The 22,833-nt window shown below is 66.9% G+C and carries 13 protein-coding genes and 3 rRNA genes; 4 read left to right on the plus strand and 12 right to left on the minus strand.

Annotation, left to right across the window (positions count from 1 at the left end; genetic code table 11):
• Nucleotides 1-79: 79 nt before the first annotated feature.
• The 12 genes from AB3M34_RS12705 to AB3M34_RS12760 all read right to left on the minus strand — a co-directional run bounded on the left by AB3M34_RS12705 (nucleotide 80) and on the right by AB3M34_RS12760 (nucleotide 18,194).
• Nucleotides 80-2,566: a DUF6351 family protein gene (locus AB3M34_RS12705; protein WP_370614330.1), complete on the minus strand. Its 2,487-nt coding sequence runs from the start codon at nucleotides 2,564-2,566 to the stop codon at nucleotides 80-82.
• Nucleotides 2,567-2,734: 168 nt separating this feature from the next.
• Nucleotides 2,735-2,851: ribosomal RNA gene (rrf, locus tag AB3M34_RS12710) — 5S ribosomal RNA — on the minus strand.
• Nucleotides 2,852-2,962: 111 nt separating this feature from the next.
• Nucleotides 2,963-6,084, minus strand: a 23S ribosomal RNA gene (locus AB3M34_RS12715).
• A 401-nt stretch (nucleotides 6,085-6,485) separates the two neighbouring features.
• A 16S ribosomal RNA gene (locus AB3M34_RS12720) occupies nucleotides 6,486-8,004 on the minus strand.
• Together the 16S, 23S and 5S rRNA genes form the textbook arrangement of a ribosomal RNA operon.
• 476 nt (nucleotides 8,005-8,480) lie before the next feature.
• On the minus strand, nucleotides 8,481-9,218 hold the full coding sequence (locus AB3M34_RS12725) for a D-Ala-D-Ala carboxypeptidase family metallohydrolase (RefSeq protein WP_370614332.1): 738 nt from the start codon (nucleotides 9,216-9,218) through the stop codon (nucleotides 8,481-8,483).
• Nucleotides 9,219-9,312: 94 nt separating this feature from the next.
• Complete coding sequence (locus tag AB3M34_RS12730) at nucleotides 9,313-11,277, minus strand: GTP-binding protein (RefSeq protein ID WP_370614334.1); 1,965 nt, start codon at nucleotides 11,275-11,277, stop codon at nucleotides 9,313-9,315.
• Between the two features lie 140 nt (nucleotides 11,278-11,417).
• Nucleotides 11,418-12,875: an aminobutyraldehyde dehydrogenase gene (locus AB3M34_RS12735; RefSeq protein ID WP_370614335.1), complete on the minus strand. Its 1,458-nt coding sequence runs from the start codon at nucleotides 12,873-12,875 to the stop codon at nucleotides 11,418-11,420.
• 11 nt (nucleotides 12,876-12,886) lie between these two features.
• Nucleotides 12,887-14,326 (minus strand): NAD(P)/FAD-dependent oxidoreductase, encoded by a 1,440-nt coding sequence (locus AB3M34_RS12740; protein WP_370614336.1) that lies wholly within the window; start codon nucleotides 14,324-14,326, stop codon nucleotides 12,887-12,889.
• A complete protein-coding gene (locus tag AB3M34_RS12745) occupies nucleotides 14,323-15,420 on the minus strand; it encodes an ABC transporter ATP-binding protein (RefSeq protein ID WP_370614337.1) in 1,098 nt (365 codons plus the stop codon). The genes AB3M34_RS12740 and AB3M34_RS12745 overlap by 4 nt, the downstream gene beginning before the upstream one ends.
• A complete protein-coding gene (locus AB3M34_RS12750) occupies nucleotides 15,413-16,189 on the minus strand; it encodes an ABC transporter permease (protein WP_370614339.1) in 777 nt (258 codons plus the stop codon). Before AB3M34_RS12750 ends, AB3M34_RS12745 begins: the two co-directional genes overlap by 8 nt.
• The gene (locus tag AB3M34_RS12755; RefSeq protein ID WP_370614341.1) at nucleotides 16,186-17,085 is read right to left on the minus strand and encodes an ABC transporter permease; all 900 of its coding nucleotides are present in this window, start codon (nucleotides 17,083-17,085) and stop codon (nucleotides 16,186-16,188) included. The genes AB3M34_RS12750 and AB3M34_RS12755 overlap by 4 nt, the downstream gene beginning before the upstream one ends.
• Nucleotides 17,085-18,194 carry a polyamine ABC transporter substrate-binding protein gene (locus AB3M34_RS12760; RefSeq protein WP_370614343.1) on the minus strand — a complete coding sequence of 370 codons (1,110 nt, stop codon included), beginning with the start codon at nucleotides 18,192-18,194 and terminating at the stop codon, nucleotides 17,085-17,087. The genes AB3M34_RS12755 and AB3M34_RS12760 overlap by 1 nt, the downstream gene beginning before the upstream one ends.
• A 213-nt stretch (nucleotides 18,195-18,407) precedes the next feature.
• Between AB3M34_RS12760 and AB3M34_RS12765 the strand changes: the two genes are divergently transcribed.
• The 4 genes from AB3M34_RS12765 to AB3M34_RS12780 all read left to right on the plus strand — a co-directional run bounded on the left by AB3M34_RS12765 (nucleotide 18,408) and on the right by AB3M34_RS12780 (nucleotide 22,744).
• Nucleotides 18,408-19,043, plus strand: coding sequence for a TetR/AcrR family transcriptional regulator (locus tag AB3M34_RS12765; protein ID WP_370614345.1), 636 nt, complete (start codon nucleotides 18,408-18,410; stop codon nucleotides 19,041-19,043).
• Nucleotides 19,040-20,413 (plus strand): glycosyltransferase, encoded by a 1,374-nt coding sequence (locus tag AB3M34_RS12770; protein ID WP_370614347.1) that lies wholly within the window; start codon nucleotides 19,040-19,042, stop codon nucleotides 20,411-20,413. Before AB3M34_RS12765 ends, AB3M34_RS12770 begins: the two co-directional genes overlap by 4 nt.
• Nucleotides 20,414-20,534: 121 nt before the next feature.
• Nucleotides 20,535-21,779 (plus strand): hypothetical protein, encoded by a 1,245-nt coding sequence (locus AB3M34_RS12775; protein ID WP_370614349.1) that lies wholly within the window; start codon nucleotides 20,535-20,537, stop codon nucleotides 21,777-21,779.
• On the plus strand, nucleotides 21,779-22,744 hold the full coding sequence (locus AB3M34_RS12780; RefSeq protein WP_370614350.1) for an SIS domain-containing protein: 966 nt from the start codon (nucleotides 21,779-21,781) through the stop codon (nucleotides 22,742-22,744). Before AB3M34_RS12775 ends, AB3M34_RS12780 begins: the two co-directional genes overlap by 1 nt.
• Nucleotides 22,745-22,833: the final 89 nt, after the last annotated feature.

Here is a 22,833-nt window from a genome sequence, read left to right on the forward strand (position 1 = left end):
GTTGTCCCGGCACCAGACCGGGACATGGATCAGCCTCGGCGGCACGCCCCCGTGGTGCCGTCGAGGCCGATCGGTCCGGTCAGCGCCGCCGCGGCTTGCCCACGTCCGGCTTGCTGAAGTCACACACGCCGTCTGGGAAGACCGCCGCCAGGCGCCGAGACTCGGCAGCCGTCGGCCGCCACGCGCCGTACACGCCCTTGCGGATCGCACGGTCGACCGGCTGCAGCGCGCACTTCCAGACACCGCCCTCGTACGGGCCGCCCGCAACCCGTCGCGACGACGAATAGATCGGGAACTTCTGCGTGCACTCGCCTGCCGGCCGGGACGTCAGGACGCCGTCCCAGACGCGTCGGCCGGCAGCGATCAGCGAGCCGTCCGTCGCGAAGCACGAGTCGACGGCCTGCGACGGCTTGTTGTCCGCGACGCCGCCCTTGGGGTTGTCCGCGATGTTGCGCATCCACTCGTCCATCACCGCGAACGCCATCGGAGTCTGGTCGAACTGCTCGCTCGGCCGCGCATCGGTGAACCAGATGACCTGGTTCGACGCGTCACCGTCGACGTTGAGCATCCGCTGGCGCGAGGCGAACGACTGCTGGGTGTTGTGCATATCGAGGTCGTCCTCGAGGTAGTGCCGCCAGTCGATGATCGGGATGTCGACGTCGCCCTGGAACTCCATGCCGGACGTGTACGCGGCTCGCATCGCGTCGAGGTCGCCCTCACGCCGGGGCGCTGGAGTGACTCCGCCGTCCGGGCTCAGCTTCATGTTGCGCGAGCTCCACGGGTCGAAGTTCTGCGGAGAGAAGGACCCGGAGAACGGGAAGCCCTCCTCGACCATGTCCTTCGAGTCCTTCCAGCCGCCGACCCGGGCGTTCAGGTCGAGGAACTCGGGGGGTGTGATGACCCCGTCGGTGAGGGCCTTGAGGCCGTACTGCACCCCGACGTTGTCCCACGGGACGCGGGCGTAGCCGTCGTCGTCGACCCCGTAGATGTTCACCGTGTCGCCCCAGTGGGTCCACTCGACGCCCTCGACGCCCTGCGCGAGCTTGTCGAGGTCGTCGACGTCGGTGAAGGTCGGGTTCATCGCGAGCGGGGTCAGGCCGAACCAGCCGGGCTTGCACTCCATCAGCGCCGGAGCCGGGGAGGCGGGGTCGCGGTCCATCACCTGGTAGCCGAGCGCGGCGTAGGCGGCGTACAGCTGGTTCCACTGGGCGGTGTCCCCAGCCGAGAGGTTCTTCGGGAAGTTGGTTCCGTTGAGCCCGATGATCGCCTGGCGGACCTCCGGGTCCTTCCACTTCGGGTTCGCACGGTCCGTCGCGTCGAAGTAGTGCTCGAGCAGCTCGCAGTCTCCGACGTGGATGACCTGCGTGACCATGTCCGGATACGAGTACTGCGCGATCGCTGCGTCGATGAGCCCCGGGTGGTTCTGCGCGTACACGTACTGCTGGATCGCGCCTCCGGAGCCACCGACCGCGACCGTGTAGTCGGGCACGCCGTGCGTCTCGACCGCGTGCTCCTTGAGCATCAGCGCGGTCTCGCCGCCGACCTGGAGGTTGTAGTGCGTGCTGGTGCGCGTCCCGCTGGACCACATCACGCCGTAGCCGAGCTTGAGCAGGTCGGCCGGCAGCATCGCACTGTCGCTCGTGGTGCCCTGCGTGTGCCCGATCGCGACGCCGCCCTGGAAGCTGAACACGAGGCGGCGGTTCCACAGGGAGTCGTCGGGCTCGGTGGGATCAGCTTCACCGACAGGCGCGAGCATCGCGATGCTGTAGATGAACCGGTTGATCGTCCCGCGCTCCCACCGGACGATGAACGGCACAGTCTCGCCGTCCATCGTGGTGGTCGTCGCCGTGTCGGCCGGCGGGTTCGCGGGGTCCACGAGCCAGTGGAAGCGGTTGTCGGTCGTCGAGCGGTAGACGTAGCCGTACCGGGTCTCTGCCGCGCAGTCTCCGCTCCACCCGACGATGTCGGCGTCCGCCGTCGGGTAACCACGGTCGTCCTGCGGGTACGAGCCGTCGGAGCCCTCTGCCGCCACCGGGATGCCGAAGCTGTCCTGGTTGTCCACGATCGGCTGCCCGAGTAGCGGCTGCCCGTCGAACCGGGCCCGTGCGGTCGTGCAGACGAACGGCTGCTGTTGAGGGCCGGAGAAGATGGGCCCGCTGGAGGGGTGGTTCACGAGCGTCAGCTTCGCGGTGGTACCCCGTCCTGCGTGCCGGCCGCCCTTGCCGCCGGCCGAGACCACGAGACGGTTCTTGCCCTCGTCAAGCCCTTCGACAAGGCCCACGAGCGTCCGTCCGGTCGACGGCGCGAAGACATCAGTGACGTCCTCACCGTCGACCTTCACGCGCACGTCACCGGGCCGGATCTTCTTCGGGAGCGAGATCTCGACGAGAGCGTCTCCGCCGGACGCCTGGTCCGGCTCACCGGACAGCACGGAGATCTCGATCCGATTGCCGTGGTGGCGACCACGGTCGTCGGCGCTGGCCGACTCCGCAGCGACGAGAGCCAGGGCGGCGACGGACAGGGCGGTGGCAGCTGCGGCTGCGCGACGGACGACACGGCTCGACATCGGGGCCTCCTCAGGCGACGTCGTCGTCGCCGTTGGCGGCCACCCTAGTGTGATCCGGGTCACGGCCGCTACAGGCTCGTGACGCGAATGTTCTGCGCTCAGGAGCGCCGCAATGCAGAAATGGCTGAAGGCCGTCACCTGGTGGTGACGGCCTTCAGCTGAAGTGTTGTCCGGCGGCGTCCTACTCTCCCACACAGTCTCCCGTGCAGTACCATCGGCGCTGAAGGGCTTAACTTCCGGGTTCGGAATGTTGCCGGGTGTTTCCCCTTCGCCATGGCCGCCGTAACCCTGTGGGGTTACAACTGGACCAAAACATGGTGTTGCTATTTTGTTTTGGTTCTGGGTTGTGGTCCCAGAACCTCACAGTGGACGCATTTGAGTGTCGTTGAAGTGTGTGTAGACAAGCCCTCGGCCTATTAGTACCGGTCAGCTACACGCATTGCTGCGCTTCTACTTCCGGCCTATCAACCCAGTGGTCTACTGGGGGCCTTAACCCACATGGGGTGGGAAACCTCATCTTGAAACGTGCTTCCCGCTTAGATGCTTTCAGCGGTTATCACTCCCGAACGTAGCTAATCAGCAGTGCTCTTGGCAGAACAACTGACACACCAGAGGTTCGTCCATCCCGGTCCTCTCGTACTAGGGACAGCCTTTCTCAAGTTTCCTACGCGCGCGGCGGATAGGGACCGAACTGTCTCACGACGTTCTAAACCCAGCTCGCGTGCCGCTTTAATGGGCGAACAGCCCAACCCTTGGGACCTGCTCCAGCCCCAGGATGCGACGAGCCGACATCGAGGTGCCAAACCATCCCGTCGATATGGACTCTTGGGGAAGATCAGCCTGTTATCCCCGGGGTACCTTTTATCCGTTGAGCGACGCCGCTTCCACATGCCAGCGCCGGGTCACTAGTCCCGACTTTCGTCCCTGCTCCACCCGTCGGTGTCACAGTCAAGCTCCCTTGTGCACTTACACTCAACACCTGATTGCCAACCAGGCTGAGGGAACCTTTGGGCGCCTCCGTTACATTTTAGGAGGCAACCGCCCCAGTTAAACTACCCACCAGGCACTGTCCCTGATCCGGATCACGGACCTAAGTTAGATATCTAGTACGACCAGAGTGGTATTTCAACAGCGACTCCACAACCACTGGCGTGGCCGCTTCACAGTCTCCCACCTATCCTACACAAGTCGAACCAAACACCAATACCAAGCTGTAGTGAAGGTCCCGGGGTCTTTCCGTCCTGCCGCGCGTAACGAGCATCTTTACTCGTAGTGCAATTTCGCCGAGCTCGTGGTTGAGACAGCGCCCAAGTCGTTACTCCATTCGTGCAGGTCGGAACTTACCCGACAAGGAATTTCGCTACCTTAGGATGGTTATAGTTACCACCGCCGTTTACTGGGGCTTAAGTTCAGTGCTTCGCCTTACAGCTAACACGTCCCCTTAACCTTCCAGCACCGGGCAGGAGTCAGTCCGTATACATCGAATTACTTCTTCGCACGGACCTGTGTTTTTAGTAAACAGTCGCTTGGGCCTGGTCTCTGCGGCCCTCAACGCTCCCCCAGCAAGTGGGTTCACGAATCAGGCCCCCCTTCTCCCGAAGTTACGGGGGCATTTTGCCGAGTTCCTTAACCACGATTCACTCGATCGCCTTGGTATTCTCTACCTGACCACCTGTGTCGGTTTGGGGTACGGGCGGCTCTGGTACTCGCTAGAGGCTTTTCTCGACAGCATAGGATCACTCACTTCGCCAATAAGGCTCGGCATCAGATCTCAGGCACATGGCAGACGGATTTACCTATCTGCCGCCCTACGTCCTTACACGCGGACAACCATCGCCGCGATGAGCTACCTTCCTGCGTCACCCCATCACTTGCCTACTACCAGCTCGGGTCACACGCTCACCAAGACACGCCACCCCGAAGGGCGGTCTAGCTCGGCTCGGGTGCTTAGCATCACTGATTCAGCATGGGCGCACCAACGCCGGTACGGGAATATCAACCCGTTGTCCATCGACTACGCCTGTCGGCCTCGCCTTAGGTCCCGACTTACCCAGGGCAGATTAGCTTGACCCTGGAACCCTTGGTCATTCGGCGGAAGAGTTTCTCACTCTTCATTCGCTACTCATGCCTGCATTCTCACTCGTGTGGCATCCACGGCTGGGTCACCCCGCCGCTTCACACGCCACACGACGCTCCCCTACCCATCCACACACCTGGACCCACACCACCTGGATGCGGGCCGAGTACACGTATGAATGCCATAGCTTCGGCGGATTGCTTGAGCCCCGCTAAATTGTCGGCGCAGAATCACTTGACCAGTGAGCTATTACGCACTCTTTCAAGGGTGGCTGCTTCTAAGCCAACCTCCTGGTTGTCTGTGCGACTCCACATCCTTTTCCACTTAGCAACCGCTTAGGGGCCTTAGCTGATGGTCTGGGCTGTTTCCCTCTCGACTACGGAGCTTATCCCCCGCAGTCTCACTGCCGCTCTCTCACTTGCCGGCATTCGGAGTTTGGCTGATTTCGGTAAGCTTGTAGGCCCCCTAGACCATCCAGTGCTCTACCTCCGGCAAGAAACAAACGACGCTGCACCTAAATGCATTTCGGGGAGAACCAGCTATCACGGAGTTTGATTGGCCTTTCACCCCTATCCACAGGTCATCCCCTCAGTTTTTAACCTAAGTGGGTTCGGTCCTCCACGCGGTCTTACCCGCGCTTCAACCTGCCCATGGATAGATCACTCCGCTTCGGGTCTAGAGCACGCGACTCATACGCCCTGTTCGGACTCGCTTTCGCTACGGCTACCCCCCAACGGGTTAACCTCGCCACGTACCACTAACTCGCAGGCTCATTCTTCAAAAGGCACGCCGTCACCCCAACCCCAAAGGATCAAGGCTCCGACGGATTGTAGGCACATGGTTTCAGGTACTATTTCACTCCCCTCCCGGGGTACTTTTCACCTTTCCCTCACGGTACTAGTCCGCTATCGGTCATCGAGGAGTATTTAGGCTTAACGGGTGGTCCCGCCAAATTCACGCGCAATTCCAGGAGTCACGCGTTACTCGGGAAACACACAAGGAAGGCACAAGCTTACGTCTACAGGGGTCTCACCCTCTACGCCAGACCATTCCAGGCCCTTCGACTTCACTCATGCTTTATCACTTCCCGCCAGCTCGGCAGAACCAGCAAGTGCGCTCCCACGACCCCGCACAGACAACAACTGCCGTCTCTCACATCTGCACGGTTTAGCCTCATCCGCTTTCGCTCGCCACTACTCACGGAATCACGGTTGTTTTCTCTTCCTGTGGGTACTGAGATGTTTCACTTCCCCACGTTCCCTCCGCACGCCCTATGTGTTCAGGCGCCGGTGACCAGACATAACTCTGGCCGGGTTTCCCCATTCGGACACCCCCGGATCACAGCTCGGTTGTCAACTCCCCGGGGCTTATCGCAGACTCCTACGTCCTTCATCGGCTCTCGATGCCAAGGCATCCACCATGTGCCCTTAGTAGCTTGCAAAATACACACACTACAAAGACACTCGCGTCCACTGTGAAGTTCTCAAACCACAACCCGCAACCACCCCGCACCACAGAAAACCTGCAGCCGACATGACCGGAACAGAAACACCAACACCCCCCACACCCCAACCCCCACCCGAAGGCAAGAGAAGAGACACAGGAGGCGCCTGATGCCTCAGGACCCAACAGTGTGCCCAACCACACCCCACCCCGCCCAGACCGTTCCACACCCACCCCCCAAAAAGGAGCAAGCAGTACTAGACCCAGACCGGACAAGACCGGCTGAATAATCGACGTTCCACCATCTGAGCACCCGACCACCACGACATCCGCGTGATCAAGCCGAGAACACACCCACCCACACCACCAGGATGCGAGCAGATGAGCAATGCTCCTTAGAAAGGAGGTGATCCAGCCGCACCTTCCGGTACGGCTACCTTGTTACGACTTCGTCCCAATCGCCAGCCCCACCTTCGACAGCTCCCTCCCACAAGGGGTTAGGCCACCGGCTTCGGGTGTTGCCGACTTTCATGACGTGACGGGCGGTGTGTACAAGGCCCGGGAACGTATTCACCGCAGCGTTGCTGATCTGCGATTACTAGCGACTCCGACTTCATGGGGTCGAGTTGCAGACCCCAATCCGAACTGAGACCGGCTTTTGGGATTCGCTCCACCTTACAGTTTCGCAGCCCTTTGTACCGGCCATTGTAGCATGCTTGAAGCCCTGGACATAAGGGGCATGATGACTTGACGTCATCCCCACCTTCCTCCGAGTTGACCCCGGCAGTCTCCTATGAGTCCCCACCATCACGTGCTGGCAACATAGAACAAGGGTTGCGCTCGTTGCGGGACTTAACCCAACATCTCACGACACGAGCTGACGACAGCCATGCACCACCTGTACACCAGTGTCCAAAGAGACCCACATCTCTGCAGGCTTCTGGCGTATGTCAAACCCAGGTAAGGTTCTTCGCGTTGCATCGAATTAATCAGCATGCTCCGCCGCTTGTGCGGGCCCCCGTCAATTCCTTTGAGTTTTAGCCTTGCGGCCGTACTCCCCAGGCGGGGCGCTTAATGCGTTAGCTGCGGCACGGAACCCGTGGAATGGATCCCACACCTAGCGCCCAACGTTTACGGCATGGACTACCAGGGTATCTAATCCTGTTCGCTCCCCATGCTTTCGCTCCTCAGCGTCAGAACAGGCCCAGAGAACCGCCTTCGCCACCGGTGTTCCTCCTGATATCTGCGCATTCCACCGCTACACCAGGAATTCCGTTCTCCCCTGCCTGCCTCTAGTCTGCCCGTATCGGAAGCACGAATGGGGTTAAGCCCCAAGTTTTCACTCCCGACGCGACAAACCGCCTACGAGCCCTTTACGCCCAATAATTCCGGACAACGCTCGGACCCTACGTATTACCGCGGCTGCTGGCACGTAGTTGGCCGGTCCTTCTTCTGTAGGTACCGTCACTTGCGCTTCGTCCCTACTGAAAGAGGTTTACAACCCGAAGGCCGTCATCCCTCACGCGGCGTTGCTGGATCAGGCTTTCGCCCATTGTCCAATATTCCCCACTGCTGCCTCCCGTAGGAGTCTGGGCCGTGTCTCAGTCCCAGTGTGGCCGGTCACCCTCTCAGGCCGGCTACCCGTCGTCGCCTTGGTAGGCCATCACCCCACCAACAAGCTGATAGGCCGCGAGCTCATCCCCCACCGAAAAAACTTTCCACCCCACACCATGCAGTGCGAGGTCATATCCGGTATTAGCCACCGTTTCCAGAGGTTATCCCAGAGTGAAGGGCAGATTACTCACGTGTTACTCACCCGTTCGCCGCTCGTGTACCCCGAAAGGCCTTACCGCTCGACTTGCATGTGTTAAGCACGCCGCCAGCGTTCGTCCTGAGCCAGGATCAAACTCTCCGTCGAAACCCAACCAAAAGCTGGGCACAACAAAAACTTCAAACCCGGACTAACTATTTGCTGACAAATAATTTGTCACGGAAAAATGACCAAACAGGTCATACTGATTATCTCGTCGACTTTTAACACACTGTTGAGTTCTCAAACATCAGACACACAAAACCCAGAACCCCCCACACAAGGAGACCCCAGACCAAGGCGCGACCCCCCAACCTACCAGGCGCACCACCGTCACCCAAACGGGCACCGTGTGCACCCCGCAGCGACCGCGACCGGCTCCACACAGGTGGAACCCCGTCAGGCGATCTGGGGGGTGGTTATCGCCAGGGCCGCGTGCCCGGCCTCTCGGCCTTGCCCGCCGCCGTCCCCGGCAACAAGAAGAACACTACACGCCCCTGCGCGGCCCTGAACAGGGGGGTCCCCCTTTCCGCGCATCCCCTGCGGCGTAAGGGATCGGAGCCTTCTCACCGCCGCCGATCAGCTCAGATGCCGCAGCTCGGAGCGGACCAGAACCGCGACGCCGGAGCGGCGACGTGGATGTGGTCGTTGTGGTCGGGATAGCCCGGGCCGAGGATCTGGTTGAAGCCGTGGCTGCGCGACTGCTTCGCGATCGTGCAGAAGCCCTGCGACCCCGCACCGAGGTCGGCAGCGTCTCCGTACAGGTGTCTGCTGTTCGACGCTCCGCCGACAGCACTGTTGCACGAGGTGCTCCGGAAGCCGCTGTTGACGACCAGCGGACGGTCTCCCAACGCGTGCCGGAGCGCCTGAAGCTTCCACATCGTGACAAGCGCGTTCGCCTTCGCCGTCGCGGCGGACACGGCGCCGCCGGCCCACGTGCTGTTGCAGCGGTTGAGCTCGGCGTAGGTGAAGTTGACCGGCGTGCAGTCGTCGTCCTGGAGCGCATAGAGCTTCGCGTACGTCTGCGGGCCGGCGACTCCGTCGGCAGTCAGGCCGTACGCCTGCTGGAACCGGGTGACCGCCGCCTTCGTCGCCGGACCGTAGCTGCTGTCGAGGGCCAGCACGGCGCCGTACCCGGGGTAGCCGGACACCCGGATCTGGAGCTGACGGACGTCCGCACCGGTCGCTCCTTGCGACAGGCTGCGTGACCACGTGAAGCAGGCGTCGGCAGAGGCGGGGCCTGCTGTCCCCACCACCCCGAGCACGGTCGTCGAGAGAAGTACGGCGAACGCCGTCACGATGTGGCGCAGTGATCGGAACACGGTCGGCCTCCTGGGGTGGGGAGTCGTGCGTCGCTCGTGATCATCCCGAGGGACGGGGAGGTCGGCAAGCCGAAGCTGCGTACCGAACTCCCCCTCACCGCCGTACTTCGCGGAACCACGCCTCCCGGTCGCGCGGGTCGGGCCCCGTACGCCGACGCGTCGGCACACGTCCCGGCGCGCCGGTCGGCGCGTGGTGGTCGAGCCCGCTGCTCAGCACGCCCTCGCCGCCCGTGATGTCGGGAAGCCGACGCGCCAGCTCCGGCATCGCGCTGGTGGCGAGGTGTCCGACGAGCTGCGTGTAGCCGTTCTCCGACGTCGAGGTCAGCGTCTGCCCACCCAGACGACCGAGCAGCGACAGGACCGCACTGACGGTCTCGTCCGGGAGGTCGAGCGCGTACCGGTCGATCGGACGGCACACCTGCGTCCTGGCGCGCTCGAGCGCCGCCATGAGCACGACCGGCGCCAGACCCCTGAAGTCGGCACCCACGCTCGACATCGCCTTGTTGAAGCTCTGGTGGGCGTGGCTCTGCCGTGGGTAGTAGCCGGAGGCGGTCATCGTGACAGTGCAGTCGACGACCTCCCACCCCGCGAGTCCTTGCTTCAACGCCGCGCGTACGCCCTCCTCCGTCGCTGCGAGAAACGCCGGCGGGAGGTTGCCACGCTCCACGCCCGGGTCGAAGGCGACTCCCTGACCGAGCGGCGCAGGATCGACGCGGAGCCCGATCGTCGCGAGGTACGGGTTCTCTCCCGCCCCGACCTCGTCGTACGCCGTTCCTGACCCGATGACGCGCTCGAGGCAGACCGTCGAGGTCTCGGAGAAGCGGACCCGTACGCCGTACCGCTCGTCCAGGAGTGCGGCAACGACCTCCTTCTGGACCTCGCCATGGAGCCGGACGACGGCCTCGCCCTGCCCCGCGTCCAGATGCAGGCCGATGAGCGGGTCCTCGTCGGCGAGCTCGGTGAGCCCGGCGTACATCGCGGTGCGCTGAGTCGGGTCGTCCGGCTCGACGACCGCCTGCAGCGTCGGCGGTGGGAACCGGTACGGCGGTCGGTCGGCCGCGTGTCCGATCACGTCGCCGATCCGCACGTCGAGACCGCGGACCGCAGCGATCTCGCCCGCCCGCAGCTCGTGAGCGGTCTGGAGGCCTCCCGGTCGGCTCACCGCGATCTCGGTGACGCGCGTCGCGCGGCGCCCCGGCGGAGCGACCTTCTCTCGGACCCGCACCGCGCCTGACCACCACCGCACCCACGCACGTCGTCCGCGAGCGTCGCGGTCGATCGCGAAGACGGTGCCCGAAGGATCCCTCTCCGACGGCGTCGACGGGACCAGCAGCGCGCTGATCGCGTCGCGCAGCGGTGAGATGCCGGCACCGGTGATCGCGGAGCCGGCAAGCACGGGTGACACCGCGCCTCGACGGAGGTTGCTCCGAAGGACGTCGCCCAGCTCGCCGCGACCGATCGGCGCGTTGTCGGCCCACCGCGCGAGCAGTCCGTCGTCGACGGCTGCGAGCGACTCGACGACGGACGGATCGTCGAGCGACACCGGAACAACCTGGGCGGAGCGACGGCCGCCCGTATGCACCTGCGACAGCACCGTGACCTCCGGCGTCAGCCGACGCCGTACCTGCGCCACCGCACGGTCGAGGTCGGCACCGGAACGATCGACCTTGTTGACGAACATCAGCGTCGGGACGCCGAGGCGACGAAGCGCGCGCCACAGCACGACGGTCTGAGGCTGCACGCCCTCGACCGCGGAGATGACGAGCACCGCAGCGTCGAGCACGGAGAGCGAGCGCTCGACCTCGGCCACGAAGTCGGGGTGGCCGGGGGTGTCGACGATCGTGACCGCGAGGTCACCGAGCGCGAGCGTCGCGACGGACGCACGGATCGTGATGCCGCGACGGCGCTCGAGATCCGAGGCGTCCGTGCGGGTCGTACCGGCGTCGACGCTGCCGAGGGCGGCGACGGCACCGGCGTCGTAGAGGAGTCGTTCGGTCAGGCTGGTCTTGCCCGCATCAACGTGCGCGACGACTCCGAGGGTGAGTGAGGACGAGTTCAAGGGTCAGCTCCACGGCAGGACGGAAGACGGTCCGGGGCGTGGTAGCTGCTCGCATGCTCGTGGTGCCTCTCTCTGGTCGTCGGTTCAGACCCACCGTCACACGGTCCGAGGCGCGGGTCGAACGGTTTTCGGCCGACTCGCTACGCCGGACGGAACGAGTCGTGCGCCTCGACCACCGCGTGCTTGACCATCACGTGCTGCGTGACCGTGTACTCGAGCACGGCCTCGTGGCTCATGTCCTTGCCGAAGCCGCTGCCCTTGACCCCACCGTGAGGTGCCTCGGACGCGATCGGGAGGTGGTCGTTGACCCAGGTGACGCCGGCCTCGAGCGAGTGCGTGACGCGGAGCGCGCGGGACACGTCGGAGGTCCACACCGACGACGCGAGCCCGTACGCGCTGTCGTTCGCCAGCGCGACGGCCTCCTCCTCGGTGTCGAACGGGAGCGCGACGAGCACCGGCCCGAACACCTCGTCCTGGACGATCTCGGACTTCTGGTCGGCGCCCGTGACGAGCGTCGGTGGGTAGAGCGCGCCCGCGCCGTCCGGGAGCACTCCCCCGCACACGACCTCGGCACCCGCCTCGACGGCACGTTCGACGAACCCGTGCACCCGGGCACGGTGCGCGTGCGAGACGAGCGGGCCGATGTCGGTGTCGGCGGCCCTCGGGTCACCGACCCGGATCGCTCGCATCCGGTCCGCGACCGCCGCGACGACCTCGTCGTACGCCGACCGCTCTACGTACATGCGCGTGGCGGCGGTGCAGTCCTGGCCGGAGTTGTACGTGGACGCCATCGCGAGTCCCTGCGCCACGGCAGCCACGTCGGCGTCGGCGAACACCAGAGCAGGCGCCTTGCCGCCGAGCTCGAGGTGGACGCGCTTGGTCTGCGACGCCGCGGCACCCATCACGGCCCGCCCCGCCCGGCTCGAGCCGGTGATCGACACCATGGCGACGTCCGGATGGTCGACGATCGCCTCGCCGACCTCCGCGCCGCCGGTGACGACGTTCAGCACACCGGCGGGGAGTCCTGCCTCGAGGGCGAGACGTGCGAGGAGCAACGTGCTCCGCGGGGTCGACGGCGCCGGCTTGAGGACCATCGTGTTGCCTGCGGCGAGGGCTGGACCGAGCTTCCAGATCGCCATCACGAGCGGGAAGTTCCACGGTGCGACGGCACCGACGACGCCGACCGGGCGCCGGATGAGCATCGACGTGTAGCCGTCGCTGAGCACGCCTGCACCGCTGCCCTCGAGCGAGCGTGCCGACCCCGCGAAGAAGCGCAGGTTGTCGGTCGCGAACGGCAGCTCTCCGTCGGCGAAGACCGCGGTCGGCTTGCCGGAGTCGGCGACCTCGAGCTCGGTCAGCGCAGCAGCGTTGTCATCCAGCAGGTCGGCCAGGCGAAGCAGGATGCGCGCGCGCTCCCCCGCCGTACGGCGTGACCAGCTCCCGAACGCAGCCCTCGCGGCCGCGACGGCCTCGTCGACGTCGGCTGCCGACGCCTGCCGGAAGCGTACGGTCGCTTCCCCCGTCGCGGGATCGGTCAGCGTGATCTCGTCGCCGGTGCCTTCACGGGGCGCGCCGTCGATGAACGTTCCGTGGTCCATGGTCTCCTCCATCAGCTGTTGAACCCCACACCGAACCGGTCGAGCGCCCGCAGCATCGCGGGACGCCGACCTGTCGCGTCCTCGCGGGCGAGCTGGCGCCTGGTCATCTGGACGACCGGGTAGCGCAGCGGCTCGGGCGGGAAGGGCACCGGGCGCGCGGTGATCGCCGCCAGCCGGGTCCGCTTCGTACGACGGCGGCCGAGCAGGTCGAGCGCGACCTGCGCTCCGAAGCGGGACGATGCGACACCCAGGCCGGTGTAGCCGACCGCGTACGCGAGCCGGCCGCCGTACGCCGTCCCGAACACCGGCGTGAACCGCGTCGACGTGTCGATGACCCCCGCCCAGCGGTGGCTGATCCCGATGCCGTCGAGGCCGGGGAACGTCGCGGACAGGTGCTTCACCAGCAGCCGGTGCGACGAGTCGCGCTGCTCCAGCGCCGCGTCGGTCCTGGCGCCGTAGTAGTAGATCGCGTCGTACCCGCCGAACAGGATCCGGTCGTCGGGGGTCCGTCGGTAGTAGTGGAACTGGTTGCCGCTGTCGGTGAGGCCCTGGTTGTCGGCCCAGCCGATCGCCGACAGCTGCGCCGGCGAGAGCGGCTCGGTGACGATGACGTGGTCCCAGACCGGGATCGTGTAGGCGCGGATGCGCTTGAGCAGCGGTGGGAACGCGTTCGTCGCGATCACCACCTGGCGGCTGACGACATCGCCGTGCTCGGTCACCACCGCTATCGCGTCACCGCGGCGCTCGACCCCGCGCACGGGCGTGCGCTCGTGCACGCGCACGCCGCGGCGCCGGGCAGCACCGAGGAGCCCGCTCACCAGCCGGCCCGGGTCGACGAGGCCTCCTCCGCTGCGGACACGCAGTCCAGCAAGGTAGGTCGGCGAGTCGACGTCGCGGCGGACGTCGTCCGCCGACAGCAGCGTCACGTCCTCACCGTGCTCGCGGTGCACCTCGTACGACCCCGCGAGCGCCTCGACCTCGTGCGGCCGTGTCGCGACGACCGTCTTGCCGCACAGGCGCAGGTCGGCGTCGATCGCCTCGCCCTCGAGGAACGCGGCGATCGCCGAGACGTTCTCGCGACCGAGCCGGACCAGGTCACCGAGCTCGTCGGGCCACATCGCCGTGCCGTGGGCGAGGCCGTGGGTCAGCGAGTCCGACACGAACCCGCCGTTGCGGCCGGACGCACCGCACCCCACCTCGCCGCCCTCGAGGACGACCACGTCGCGCGAGGGGTCCTCCTCCTTCGCCAGGATCGCCGTCCACAGGCCCGTGAAGCCGCCGCCGACGATGGTGAGGTCAGCCCGTGCCGGGCGCTGGAGGGGCTCGCCGTCGGCCGCGGGTGGAGTGCGGTCGAACCAGTACGGGACCGGTCTGGCGTCGGCGAGGAGCTTGTCGATGCTGGCGTCGGACGGCGAGGTGCCGCGCCCGGGACGCACGCGGGCACGGCTCACAGGGCGCCCCCGACGACGACCGCAGCATCAGCGGTCCAGTCGAGGGACACCGTGGCGCCGCGCTCGACGGTCGAGACCCCGCTGATCGCGCACAGCACCGGGTCGGCGTGGCCGGGCACGTCGACGGCGACGGTGGAGACGCCTCCGAAGAACTGGATCTCCGCGACCTGCCCCTCCATCCGCCCGGCCTCCGGCGGCCCGAGGCGGGTCTCCTCGGGGCGGACGACGAGGTGCGCGTCACCCGAGACGTCACCGACCGGGTGGCCCGGCAGGAGGCCGACGCCCTCGACGTGCAGACCACCGTCGACGACACGACCCGCGAACCGGTTGCTGTCGCCGATGAAGTCGGCCACGAAGAGGTTGGCGGGGCGTCGGTACGTCTCGACGGGCGTCGCGACCTGCTGCACGCGTCCGTTCGCGAGGACGGCGAGGCGGTCGGCCATCGACATCGCCTCCTCCTGGTCGTGGGTGACGACGACGAACGTGATGCCGACCTCCTGCTGCAGGCGCTTCAGCTCCAGCTGCATCTGCGAACGGACCTTGCGGTCGAGCGCCGAGAGCGGCTCGTCCAGCAGCAGCAGCTTGGGCCGCTTCACGACGGCACGGGCGAGCGCGACGCGCTGGCGCTGACCTCCCGACAGCTGGTGAGGGCGGCGCCTGGCCATCGCTGTCAGGCCGACCGTCTCGAGCACCTCGCCCACGCGCCGCCGGATCTCGTTCTTCGGCAGCTTCTCCTGCTCCAGGCCGTACGCGACGTTGCCCTCGACCGTCATGTGCGGGAACAGGGCGTACGACTGGAACATCAGGTTGAGCGGTCGCTTGTGCGGCGGGAGCGACACCAGGTCCTGACCGCCGAGCACCAGCGCGCCCTCGTCGGGACGCTCGAACCCCGCGATCGCCCGCAGCAGCGTGGTCTTGCCGCAGCCCGACGGGCCGAGCAGTGCGAAGAACTCGTTCTCGGCGATGGTGAGACTGACGTCGTCCAGGGCCGTGACGCTGCCGAAGCGGCGCGACACGTGGCGGATCTCCACGAGCGGCTTGCTGATCGGGGTCGTCTGCTCGACGTCAGGGGTCGTCACGTGGGTGTCACTCATCGAGGGCCTCCGTACGTCGGCTCAGTCGGGCGGACGCGATCACGACCGTGAAGCTGACGAGCAGCAGCACGGTGGCGAGAGCGTTGATCTCGGGCGTCACGCCGAAGCGGACCATCGAGTAGATCGAGATCGGCAGGGTGGGTGTCGTCGGGCCGTTCGTGAAGAACGCGATCACGAACTCGTCGAGCGACAGCGTGAAGGTCAGCAGCGCACCGGCGATCACGGCGGGAGCGATTGTCGGCAGCGTCACCCGGCGGAACGTGGTGAACGCCGGAGCGCCGAGGTCGCGCGACGCCTCCTCGAGGGCGGGGTCCGCCTGGACGAGCCGGGCACGGACCACCGCGACGACGAACGCCATCCCGAACACGGCGTGCGCCAGCATCACGGAGAACAGTCCGAGCGTCATCGAGATCAACGAGTAGAACGCGAGCAGCCCGATCGCCAGGACGAGGTCGGGCATGATCGCCGGCGCCATCGCGTACGCGTCGAGGGTGGACGAGCGCGTGTAGCGGGCGAGCCCTACGGCGAGCGTCGTCCCGAGGACCACAGCGATCACGGTCGCCCCGGTGGCGACCAGGAGGCTGTTGCCCAGCGCGGTCAGCAGATCTCCGTTGCCGGCGAGCTTGGCGTACCAGCGGAAGCTCAGGCCGTCCATCGTGAACGCCGAGCGACCGCCGTTGAACGACATGACGACGAGGACCGCGATCGGGAGGTAGAGGAAGAGCATGCACAGCGCGAGGGGCAGGCGCAGCCATCCGAGGGACTTCATGACGGCCCTCCTGTCGAGAGCCGCCGGCTCACCCGGGACTGGACGAAGAACAGCACCGCCAGCACGACGATGAGGACCAGCGCGAGGGTCGCGCCGAACGGCCAGTCGCGAGCCTTGAGGAACTGGTCGCGTACGACGTTGCCGACCATCACGAACTTCCCGCCGCCGAGCAGCTCGGGGATGATGAAGTTGCCGAGGCTCGGCACGAAGACGAAGATGCAGCCGGTCAGCACGCCCGGGAGCGAGAGCTTCCAGGTGATCGTGCGGAACACGGTGAACCGGCTCGCGCCGAGGTTCGTCGCCGCCTCCCGCAGCTCGGGGTCGAGCCTCGAGATCGACGCGTACAGCGGCAGGATCATCAGCGGCAGGTACGCGTAGACGAGGCCGACGATGACCGCGCCTCGGGTGTAGAGCAGCGTGATCGGGTCCTCGATGACGCCGAACCGCTCCAGCGACCGGTTGACGACGCCCTCGTTGCTGAGCAGGACGATCCAGGCGTAGGTGCGTACGAGGAAGTTGGTCCAGAACGGGATCACGACGAGCACGAGCGCGATGTTGCGGAGGCGGTCGGGCAGCATCGCGATCGCGTACGCGACCGGGTAGCCGATCAGGAGCGCCAGCAGCGTCGCCGCGCCGGCGATGACCAGCGAGTCGACGAGCACGGCGCGGTACGTCGGGGTGAACGCGCGCGAGAAGTTGTCCCACGTGAACTCGTAGACGACACCGCCGAAGCGGCCGCGCTGGAAGAACACGTAGCTGAGCACCAGCAGGACCGGCACCGCCATGAAGGCCGTGACGTATCCGAGCCCGGGGACGAGGAGCGCGACACGCTCCCGCCGGGAGGAGCGCTCGGTGGCGCCCCTCCCGGTCGGCGTGCTGCTGATCAGGTCGGTCACTAGCTGGAGGTGATCTCGGTGACGAGCTGCGTGTACATCGTGGCCGCCTCACCGAGGTCGGTCAGCGACTCGCCCTCGAGAAGCTCGTCAGCAGTGACCTGCAGCGGCGGGTACTGCTCCTTGAGCTCGGCCGGGAGCATGTCCATCGCCGCCTGGTTCGGGACGTTGTAGAGGATGTTCTCCGCTGCCCACGCACCGTTCTCCGGCTCGAGGAGGTAGTTGATGAACGCGTGCGCGGCCTCCTTGTTCTTGGAGGTCTTGAGGACGACCATCGTGTCGACCCAAAGGTCGCTGCCCTCCTCGGGGACCACGAACTTGATGTCCTTGTTCTCGGCGGTGCCGTAGTTGCACCACCCGTCCCAGGCCTCCGTCATCACGGCCTCGCCGGAGATGAGCCGCTCGTAGAACGTGGTGTCGTCGTAGGCGAGGAGCGTCTTCTTGGCGGCGACCAGCTTGTCCTTGACCTGCGCCATCTCGTCCTCGTCGGTGGTGTTCGCCGAGAAACCGAGGGCCTTCTGCGCCGGCAGCATCAGCCAGCGGTCGGTGGCCATCATCGTGACCTTGCCCTTGTTCTCGTCGGCCGGCTCCAGGATGTCGTTCCAGCTGGTCGGAGCATCGACGAGGTCGGAGCGGTAGCAGATGCCCGTGGTCCCCCACGTGTACGGGACGGAGTTCTTGTTGCCCTCGTCGTAGGAGAGCTGGGTCGCCGGCTCGGCGAGGTTCTTGAGGTTGGGGATCAGGTCGGCGTCGATCGGCTCGGCCAGGCCCTGCTCGGCCAGCGCCTGCGCGAACTGTCCGGAGACGAACGCGACGTCGATGCCCGAGTCGGACCCGGCCGTCAGCTTGGCCATGATCTCTTCGTTGGTGGCGTGGTTGGTGACCTCCATCGAGGCACCCGTCGCCTCCTTGAACTTCTCGGCGATGTCCTCGGGCATGTAGTCGGCCCAGTTGGACACGACGATCGACTGCTTGCTGAGGTCCGCGTCGGGATCGAGGTCGGCCGCGGCGTCGTCACCGTCCGACCCGCCGCACGCGGCGAGTGCGGCGGCGAGGACGAGCGACGCCGCTGCGACCAGCGGGCGGCGGCCGTGGAACGCGAGTGCCTTCATGGGTGGCTCCAGGTGTGCGAGGTAGTCCCGCCTGGTGCGGGTGGACCCACATTTGCATCCTTGTTGAGGATCTGACAAGGCCTGAAACACAAGTTAAATCAACGAAATGCGTTCGTCACTGAAGAAGTCTTCAAATTTCGGGCGATCAGTGGGAGGCTGTCGGACAATCACCACTGGCACCATGACGACCAACGGTTCGAGAGAAGAGGTCCGATGGCGAAGACCCAGGGTCAGAAGGACCGTCGTGCTGCGCTGATCAGTGCGACGCAGAAGGCGGTCATCGCACACGGTGCCGACGTCAAGCTGACCGAGATCGCCAAGCAGGCGGGTCTCACGTCGGGCGCGGTGCTCTACCACTACCCCGACGTCCAGTCGCTGATCCTCGAGGCGAACCGGGCCGGCACCGAGCGCTTCTACGACGAGCGCATGCAGATGATCGCGAAGATCGAGGACCCCGCCGAGAAGCTCGTCAGCACGATCCGGTCCGGCCTGCCGACCGACGCCGACGACGACGCGGTGCGCCTGTTCTGCGAGCTGGGCGGCGCGGCGCGACGTCACCCGATCTACGGGACGCTGCTCACCTCGCTGTACGACCGCCAGGTCGCGATGTACCAGGTGATCCTCGAGACCGGCGCCGCTCGCGGCACGTTCGACCTCCGCCAGGAGTCGCTGACCATCGGACGCAACCTCGTCGCGCTCGAGGACGCGTACGGCTATCGCATGATGGCCGGCCACCCGACGATCAACCACGAGGTCGCGTGCGAGCTGCTGCTCGACTACGCCCGGCTCGCCACCGGCCACCCGCTCATCACCAAGGCCGCACTCGACGAAGGGACACCCGACCGATGACTGACCGACCCCTGACGATCCTCTTCATGCCCGAGTCGGCGTACGGACCCACCAACCAGTGCGTCGGACTGGGCGACATCCTGCTCAAGCGCGGCCACACCGTGGTGTTCGCGGCCGAGTCGTCGTGGAAGGGCAAGCTTGAGCCGCTCGGGTTCGTCGAGGCGCTCGTCGACCTCGCCGAGCCGGCCGAGGACGCCTCTGATGAGGATGCCGGCAAGTTCTGGACCGACTTCATCGCCGAGACCGCGCCGGAGTTCCGCAAGCCGACGATCGACCAGCTCGAGTCGTTCGTCGCGCCGACCTACCAGGCACTGATCGACGGCGCGGTCTACTGCGAGCCGCGACTGCGCGAGATCATCGCCGAGCACCGACCCGACGTCATCGTGGAGGACAACGTCATCACGTTCCCCGCGCTGATGACCCCGGACGCCCCGTTCGTCCGCATCGTCTCGTGCAACCCGCTCGAGGTCCGCGGCAGCGACGCCCTGCCGCCGCTGTTCGCGGGCTACCCCATCGCGGACCGCGACGGCTGGGACGCGTACGGAGAGCGCTTCGAGGAGACCCACCGCGAGATGTGGGACGCCTTCAACAGCTGGGTCCAGGAGCAGGGCGCTCCTCCCCTGCCGGAGATGGAGTTCATCCACACCTCGGACACGCTCAACCTGTACGTGTTCCCGAAGGAGGCCGACTACCACGACGTGCGGCCGCTCGACGAGACGTGGGAGCGCATCGACTCCAGCGTCCGCGAGACCGACGAGGACTACGTGGTCCCGGCGGAGGTGGCCGAGCGCCCCGAGGACTCTGCACTGATCTACCTGTCGCTGGGCTCGCTGGGCGGTGCCGACCTCGACCTCATGCAGCGCCTGGTCGACGTCCTCGGCAAGACCCGCCACCGGTTCATCGTGAGCAAGGGCCCGCGCGCCGACGAGCTGACGCTGCCCGACACGATGGTCGGCGCGCAGATGGTGCCCCAGACCAAGGTCATCCCCCAGGTCGACCTCGTCATCACCCACGGCGGCAACAACACCACGACCGAGTCCCTGCACTTCGGCAAGCCGATGATCGTGCTGCCGCTGTTCTGGGACCAGTACGACAACGCGCAGCGCGTGCACGAGCTCGGGCTCGGTATCCGGCTCGACACGTACGGGTTCGCGGACGCCGAGCTCGTCGAAGCGGTGGAGGCGCTGCTCGACGACGCGGAGCTCCGGGCGCGCGTCGACGCCGTCGGGCAGGCGGTGCGGGAGCGCGACGGTCTGCGTCGAGGCGCCGACCTGATCGAGAAGGTCGGGCTGGAGCACGTCGCACGCGCGGCCGGCGCCGACGATCCCGCGCTCGCGGACGCTCTCGAGTCGTCCGCCGTGGAGGCCTGACATCGCACCGCCGTCCGACGTCGAAGCACTCGCCGACGCCGTCCGCGCCGCGGATCCCGCCGACGTCCTCCCCGCGCGCCACGCCGCGGAGGCGGGCAGGGTCCGCGGTCCGCTCGGACTCGTGGCCGCGACCGCGCTGTCGCCCGACATCACGCTCGCGGTGGTCGAGGACGCCGACGGGGACCGGTACGCCGCGCCGCTGCTGCGCGACGGCACGGGCGTGCGACGGGCGGTGCCGGGTGACGGCGCCGCGCTCGCTCTCGTCGCAGCGCTGCGCGACCCCTCGCTGGTCGAGCTCGAGCCTTCGCGCACCCCCTTCTCCCTCACCCCCTGGCACCACGCCGACGTCATCGCCGAGCGCGCGATCGACGTCGACCAGTCGAACGAGTCGGTCATCGTCGAGAACGCCGACGGCACGGTGGGTGCCGTGGTCAAGTGGGTCGTACGGGTCAGCGCCGGCGACGATCCGGCGCCGATCCGGGTCGCACGTCTCGTCGAGTCCGGGTTCGAGGCGATGCCGAGACCGTGGGGCATGGTTCAGTGGCGGGTCGAACCGGGCGGTCCGTTCGCGCTGGTCGCGATGGTGACCGAGCTGGTGCCCGGAGCGCGCGACGGCTGGGAGTGGGCGGTGGAGGACGCGAGGGCGTACGCCGCCGGTGGCGCCTCGCTGGAGGTCACCGCGGTCGAACCCGGCACGACCCTCGGGCGGATCGTCGCCGAGCTGCATCTGGGGCTCGCCGACGCGACACCGACCGTGGCTGACGTCGCCCGCGCGGCCGCGTGGCGTGACGAGGCGATCGCCGGGCTCGACGACGCGCTCGCGCTCATGGACGGCCCCGAGCTCGTCCGGCTCGGGCGACACGCGGAAGCCATCCGCGACGAGCTGAACGCGCTGGCCGACGCCACCGGCACTCCCCTCGTCCCGGTCCATGGCGACCTCCACGTCGGCCAGGTGCTCCGCGGGTCGGACGGGTCGTACCGGATCACCGACTTCGATGGCAACCCCGTCGCCACCCACCACGAGCGGACCGCCCCGCAGCCGGTCGCGGTCGACGTCGCCGGCATGGCGCAGAGCCTCGACCACGTGGCGTACGTGGTGCTGCACCGCACGTCGGGCGTCGACGCCGAGGCGGTGCAGCGCTGGCGTACGGCGGTGGGCGACGCGTTCCTGTCGGCGTACCGCGCCAGGCTCGCCGCCGCAGACCGCACGGCGCTGCTCGACGAGCGGCTGGTCCCACCGTTGCGGCTGCGGCAGGTGTGCCGCGAGTACGTGTACGCCGGTCGGCACCTGCCGCACTGGCGCTACGTCCCGGATCGCGCCGTCCGAGACCGCTTCCCCGTCCCCGACCACGAAGGTGCCGAGTGATGAACCCCGATGCGTTCGCCGCTGACCTCGAGGAGAAGCCGTCGCGCCTCGCCGAGCTCGCCGCGGTGCTGCAGCACGAGGATCCCTGGTCGCCGCTCGGCGTGAGCGCCGAGTCGGCGGACCTCGTCCTCCTCGGGATGGGGTCGTCGCACTACGCGTCGAGCGTCGCTGCTGCACGGCTCCGATCACGTGGCGTACGCGCGGTCGCCGAGCTCGCGAGCAGCGACCTGCTGCCCCGTACGGGTCCGGGGACGACGGTCGTCGCCGTGTCGGCGTCGGGTGGGTCGCGCGAGACCCTCGACGCGCTGGAGCGGATCGGTGACACCGGCGCCACGGTCGTCGGGCTCACGAACGTCGACGGCTCGGCGCTGGCGGAGCGGGCGGACGTCGTCGTACCGATGCTGGCCGGGCCGGAGCGCGGCGGGGTCGCGTGCCGGTCGTTCCAGCACACGCTCGCGATGCTCCTCGCGCTCGAGGCGCGGCTCGACGGATCACCGTCGCCGGCGCCACTGGTCCGGGCCGCTGCCGACGCGTCGGCGGACCTTCTCGACCGCGAGCCCGACTGGCTGCCTGCGGTGTCGGAGGCGGCGCTGGGACCGGACGGGACACATCTCGCCGCGCCGGCGAGACGGTTCAGCTCGGCCCAGCAGTCGGCGCTGATGCTGCGTGAAGGCCCGCGTCTGGCCGCCGTCGGGTGCGAGACCGGCGACTGGGCGCACGTCGACGTGTACCTGACGAAGAACACCGACTACCGCCTCGTGCTCTTCGGCGGTTCACGCTGGCTCGACGGCGTCCGCGAGTGGACCGACCCACGGGATACGACGATCGTGTCCGTCGGCGAGGACCTGCCGACCGCGGCGGCGACCGTGCGCTACCGCGGCGACACGGACGACGACGTACGGCTGCTCAGCGAGGCGCTCGTGATGGAGCTCGTCGCAGCACGGTGCTGGCAGGCGCAGGCGTAGGCGCGTCGTTGCAAGGACACCGGCTGTGGGCCGTCCCTGCGGGAGCATGAGTGTGCTGGTCGTCCGCAGGGCGACCAGCCCCGCGCAGG

The sequence above is a fragment of the Mumia sp. Pv4-285 genome, from assembly GCF_041320275.1.
Taxonomy (GTDB): domain Bacteria; phylum Actinomycetota; class Actinomycetes; order Propionibacteriales; family Nocardioidaceae; genus Mumia; species Mumia qirimensis.

What these genes read in the sequence shown, in the direction of transcription:
- AB3M34_RS12750 (WP_370614339.1), bottom strand. Translation starts at nt 16,189, where the DNA reads ATGAAGTCCCTCGGATGGCTGCGCCTGCCCCTCGCGCTGTGCATGCTC.
- AB3M34_RS12735 (WP_370614335.1), bottom strand. Translation starts at nt 12,875, where the DNA reads ATGGACCACGGAACGTTCATCGACGGCGCGCCCCGTGAAGGCACCGGC.
- AB3M34_RS12770 (WP_370614347.1), top strand. Translation starts at nt 19,040, where the DNA reads ATGACTGACCGACCCCTGACGATCCTCTTCATGCCCGAGTCGGCGTAC.
- AB3M34_RS12705 (WP_370614330.1), bottom strand. Translation starts at nt 2,566, where the DNA reads ATGTCGAGCCGTGTCGTCCGTCGCGCAGCCGCAGCTGCCACCGCCCTG.
- AB3M34_RS12765 (WP_370614345.1), top strand. Translation starts at nt 18,408, where the DNA reads ATGGCGAAGACCCAGGGTCAGAAGGACCGTCGTGCTGCGCTGATCAGT.
- AB3M34_RS12780 (WP_370614350.1), top strand. Translation starts at nt 21,779, where the DNA reads ATGAACCCCGATGCGTTCGCCGCTGACCTCGAGGAGAAGCCGTCGCGC.
- AB3M34_RS12745 (WP_370614337.1), bottom strand. Translation starts at nt 15,420, where the DNA reads ATGAGTGACACCCACGTGACGACCCCTGACGTCGAGCAGACGACCCCG.
- AB3M34_RS12760 (WP_370614343.1), bottom strand. Translation starts at nt 18,194, where the DNA reads ATGAAGGCACTCGCGTTCCACGGCCGCCGCCCGCTGGTCGCAGCGGCG.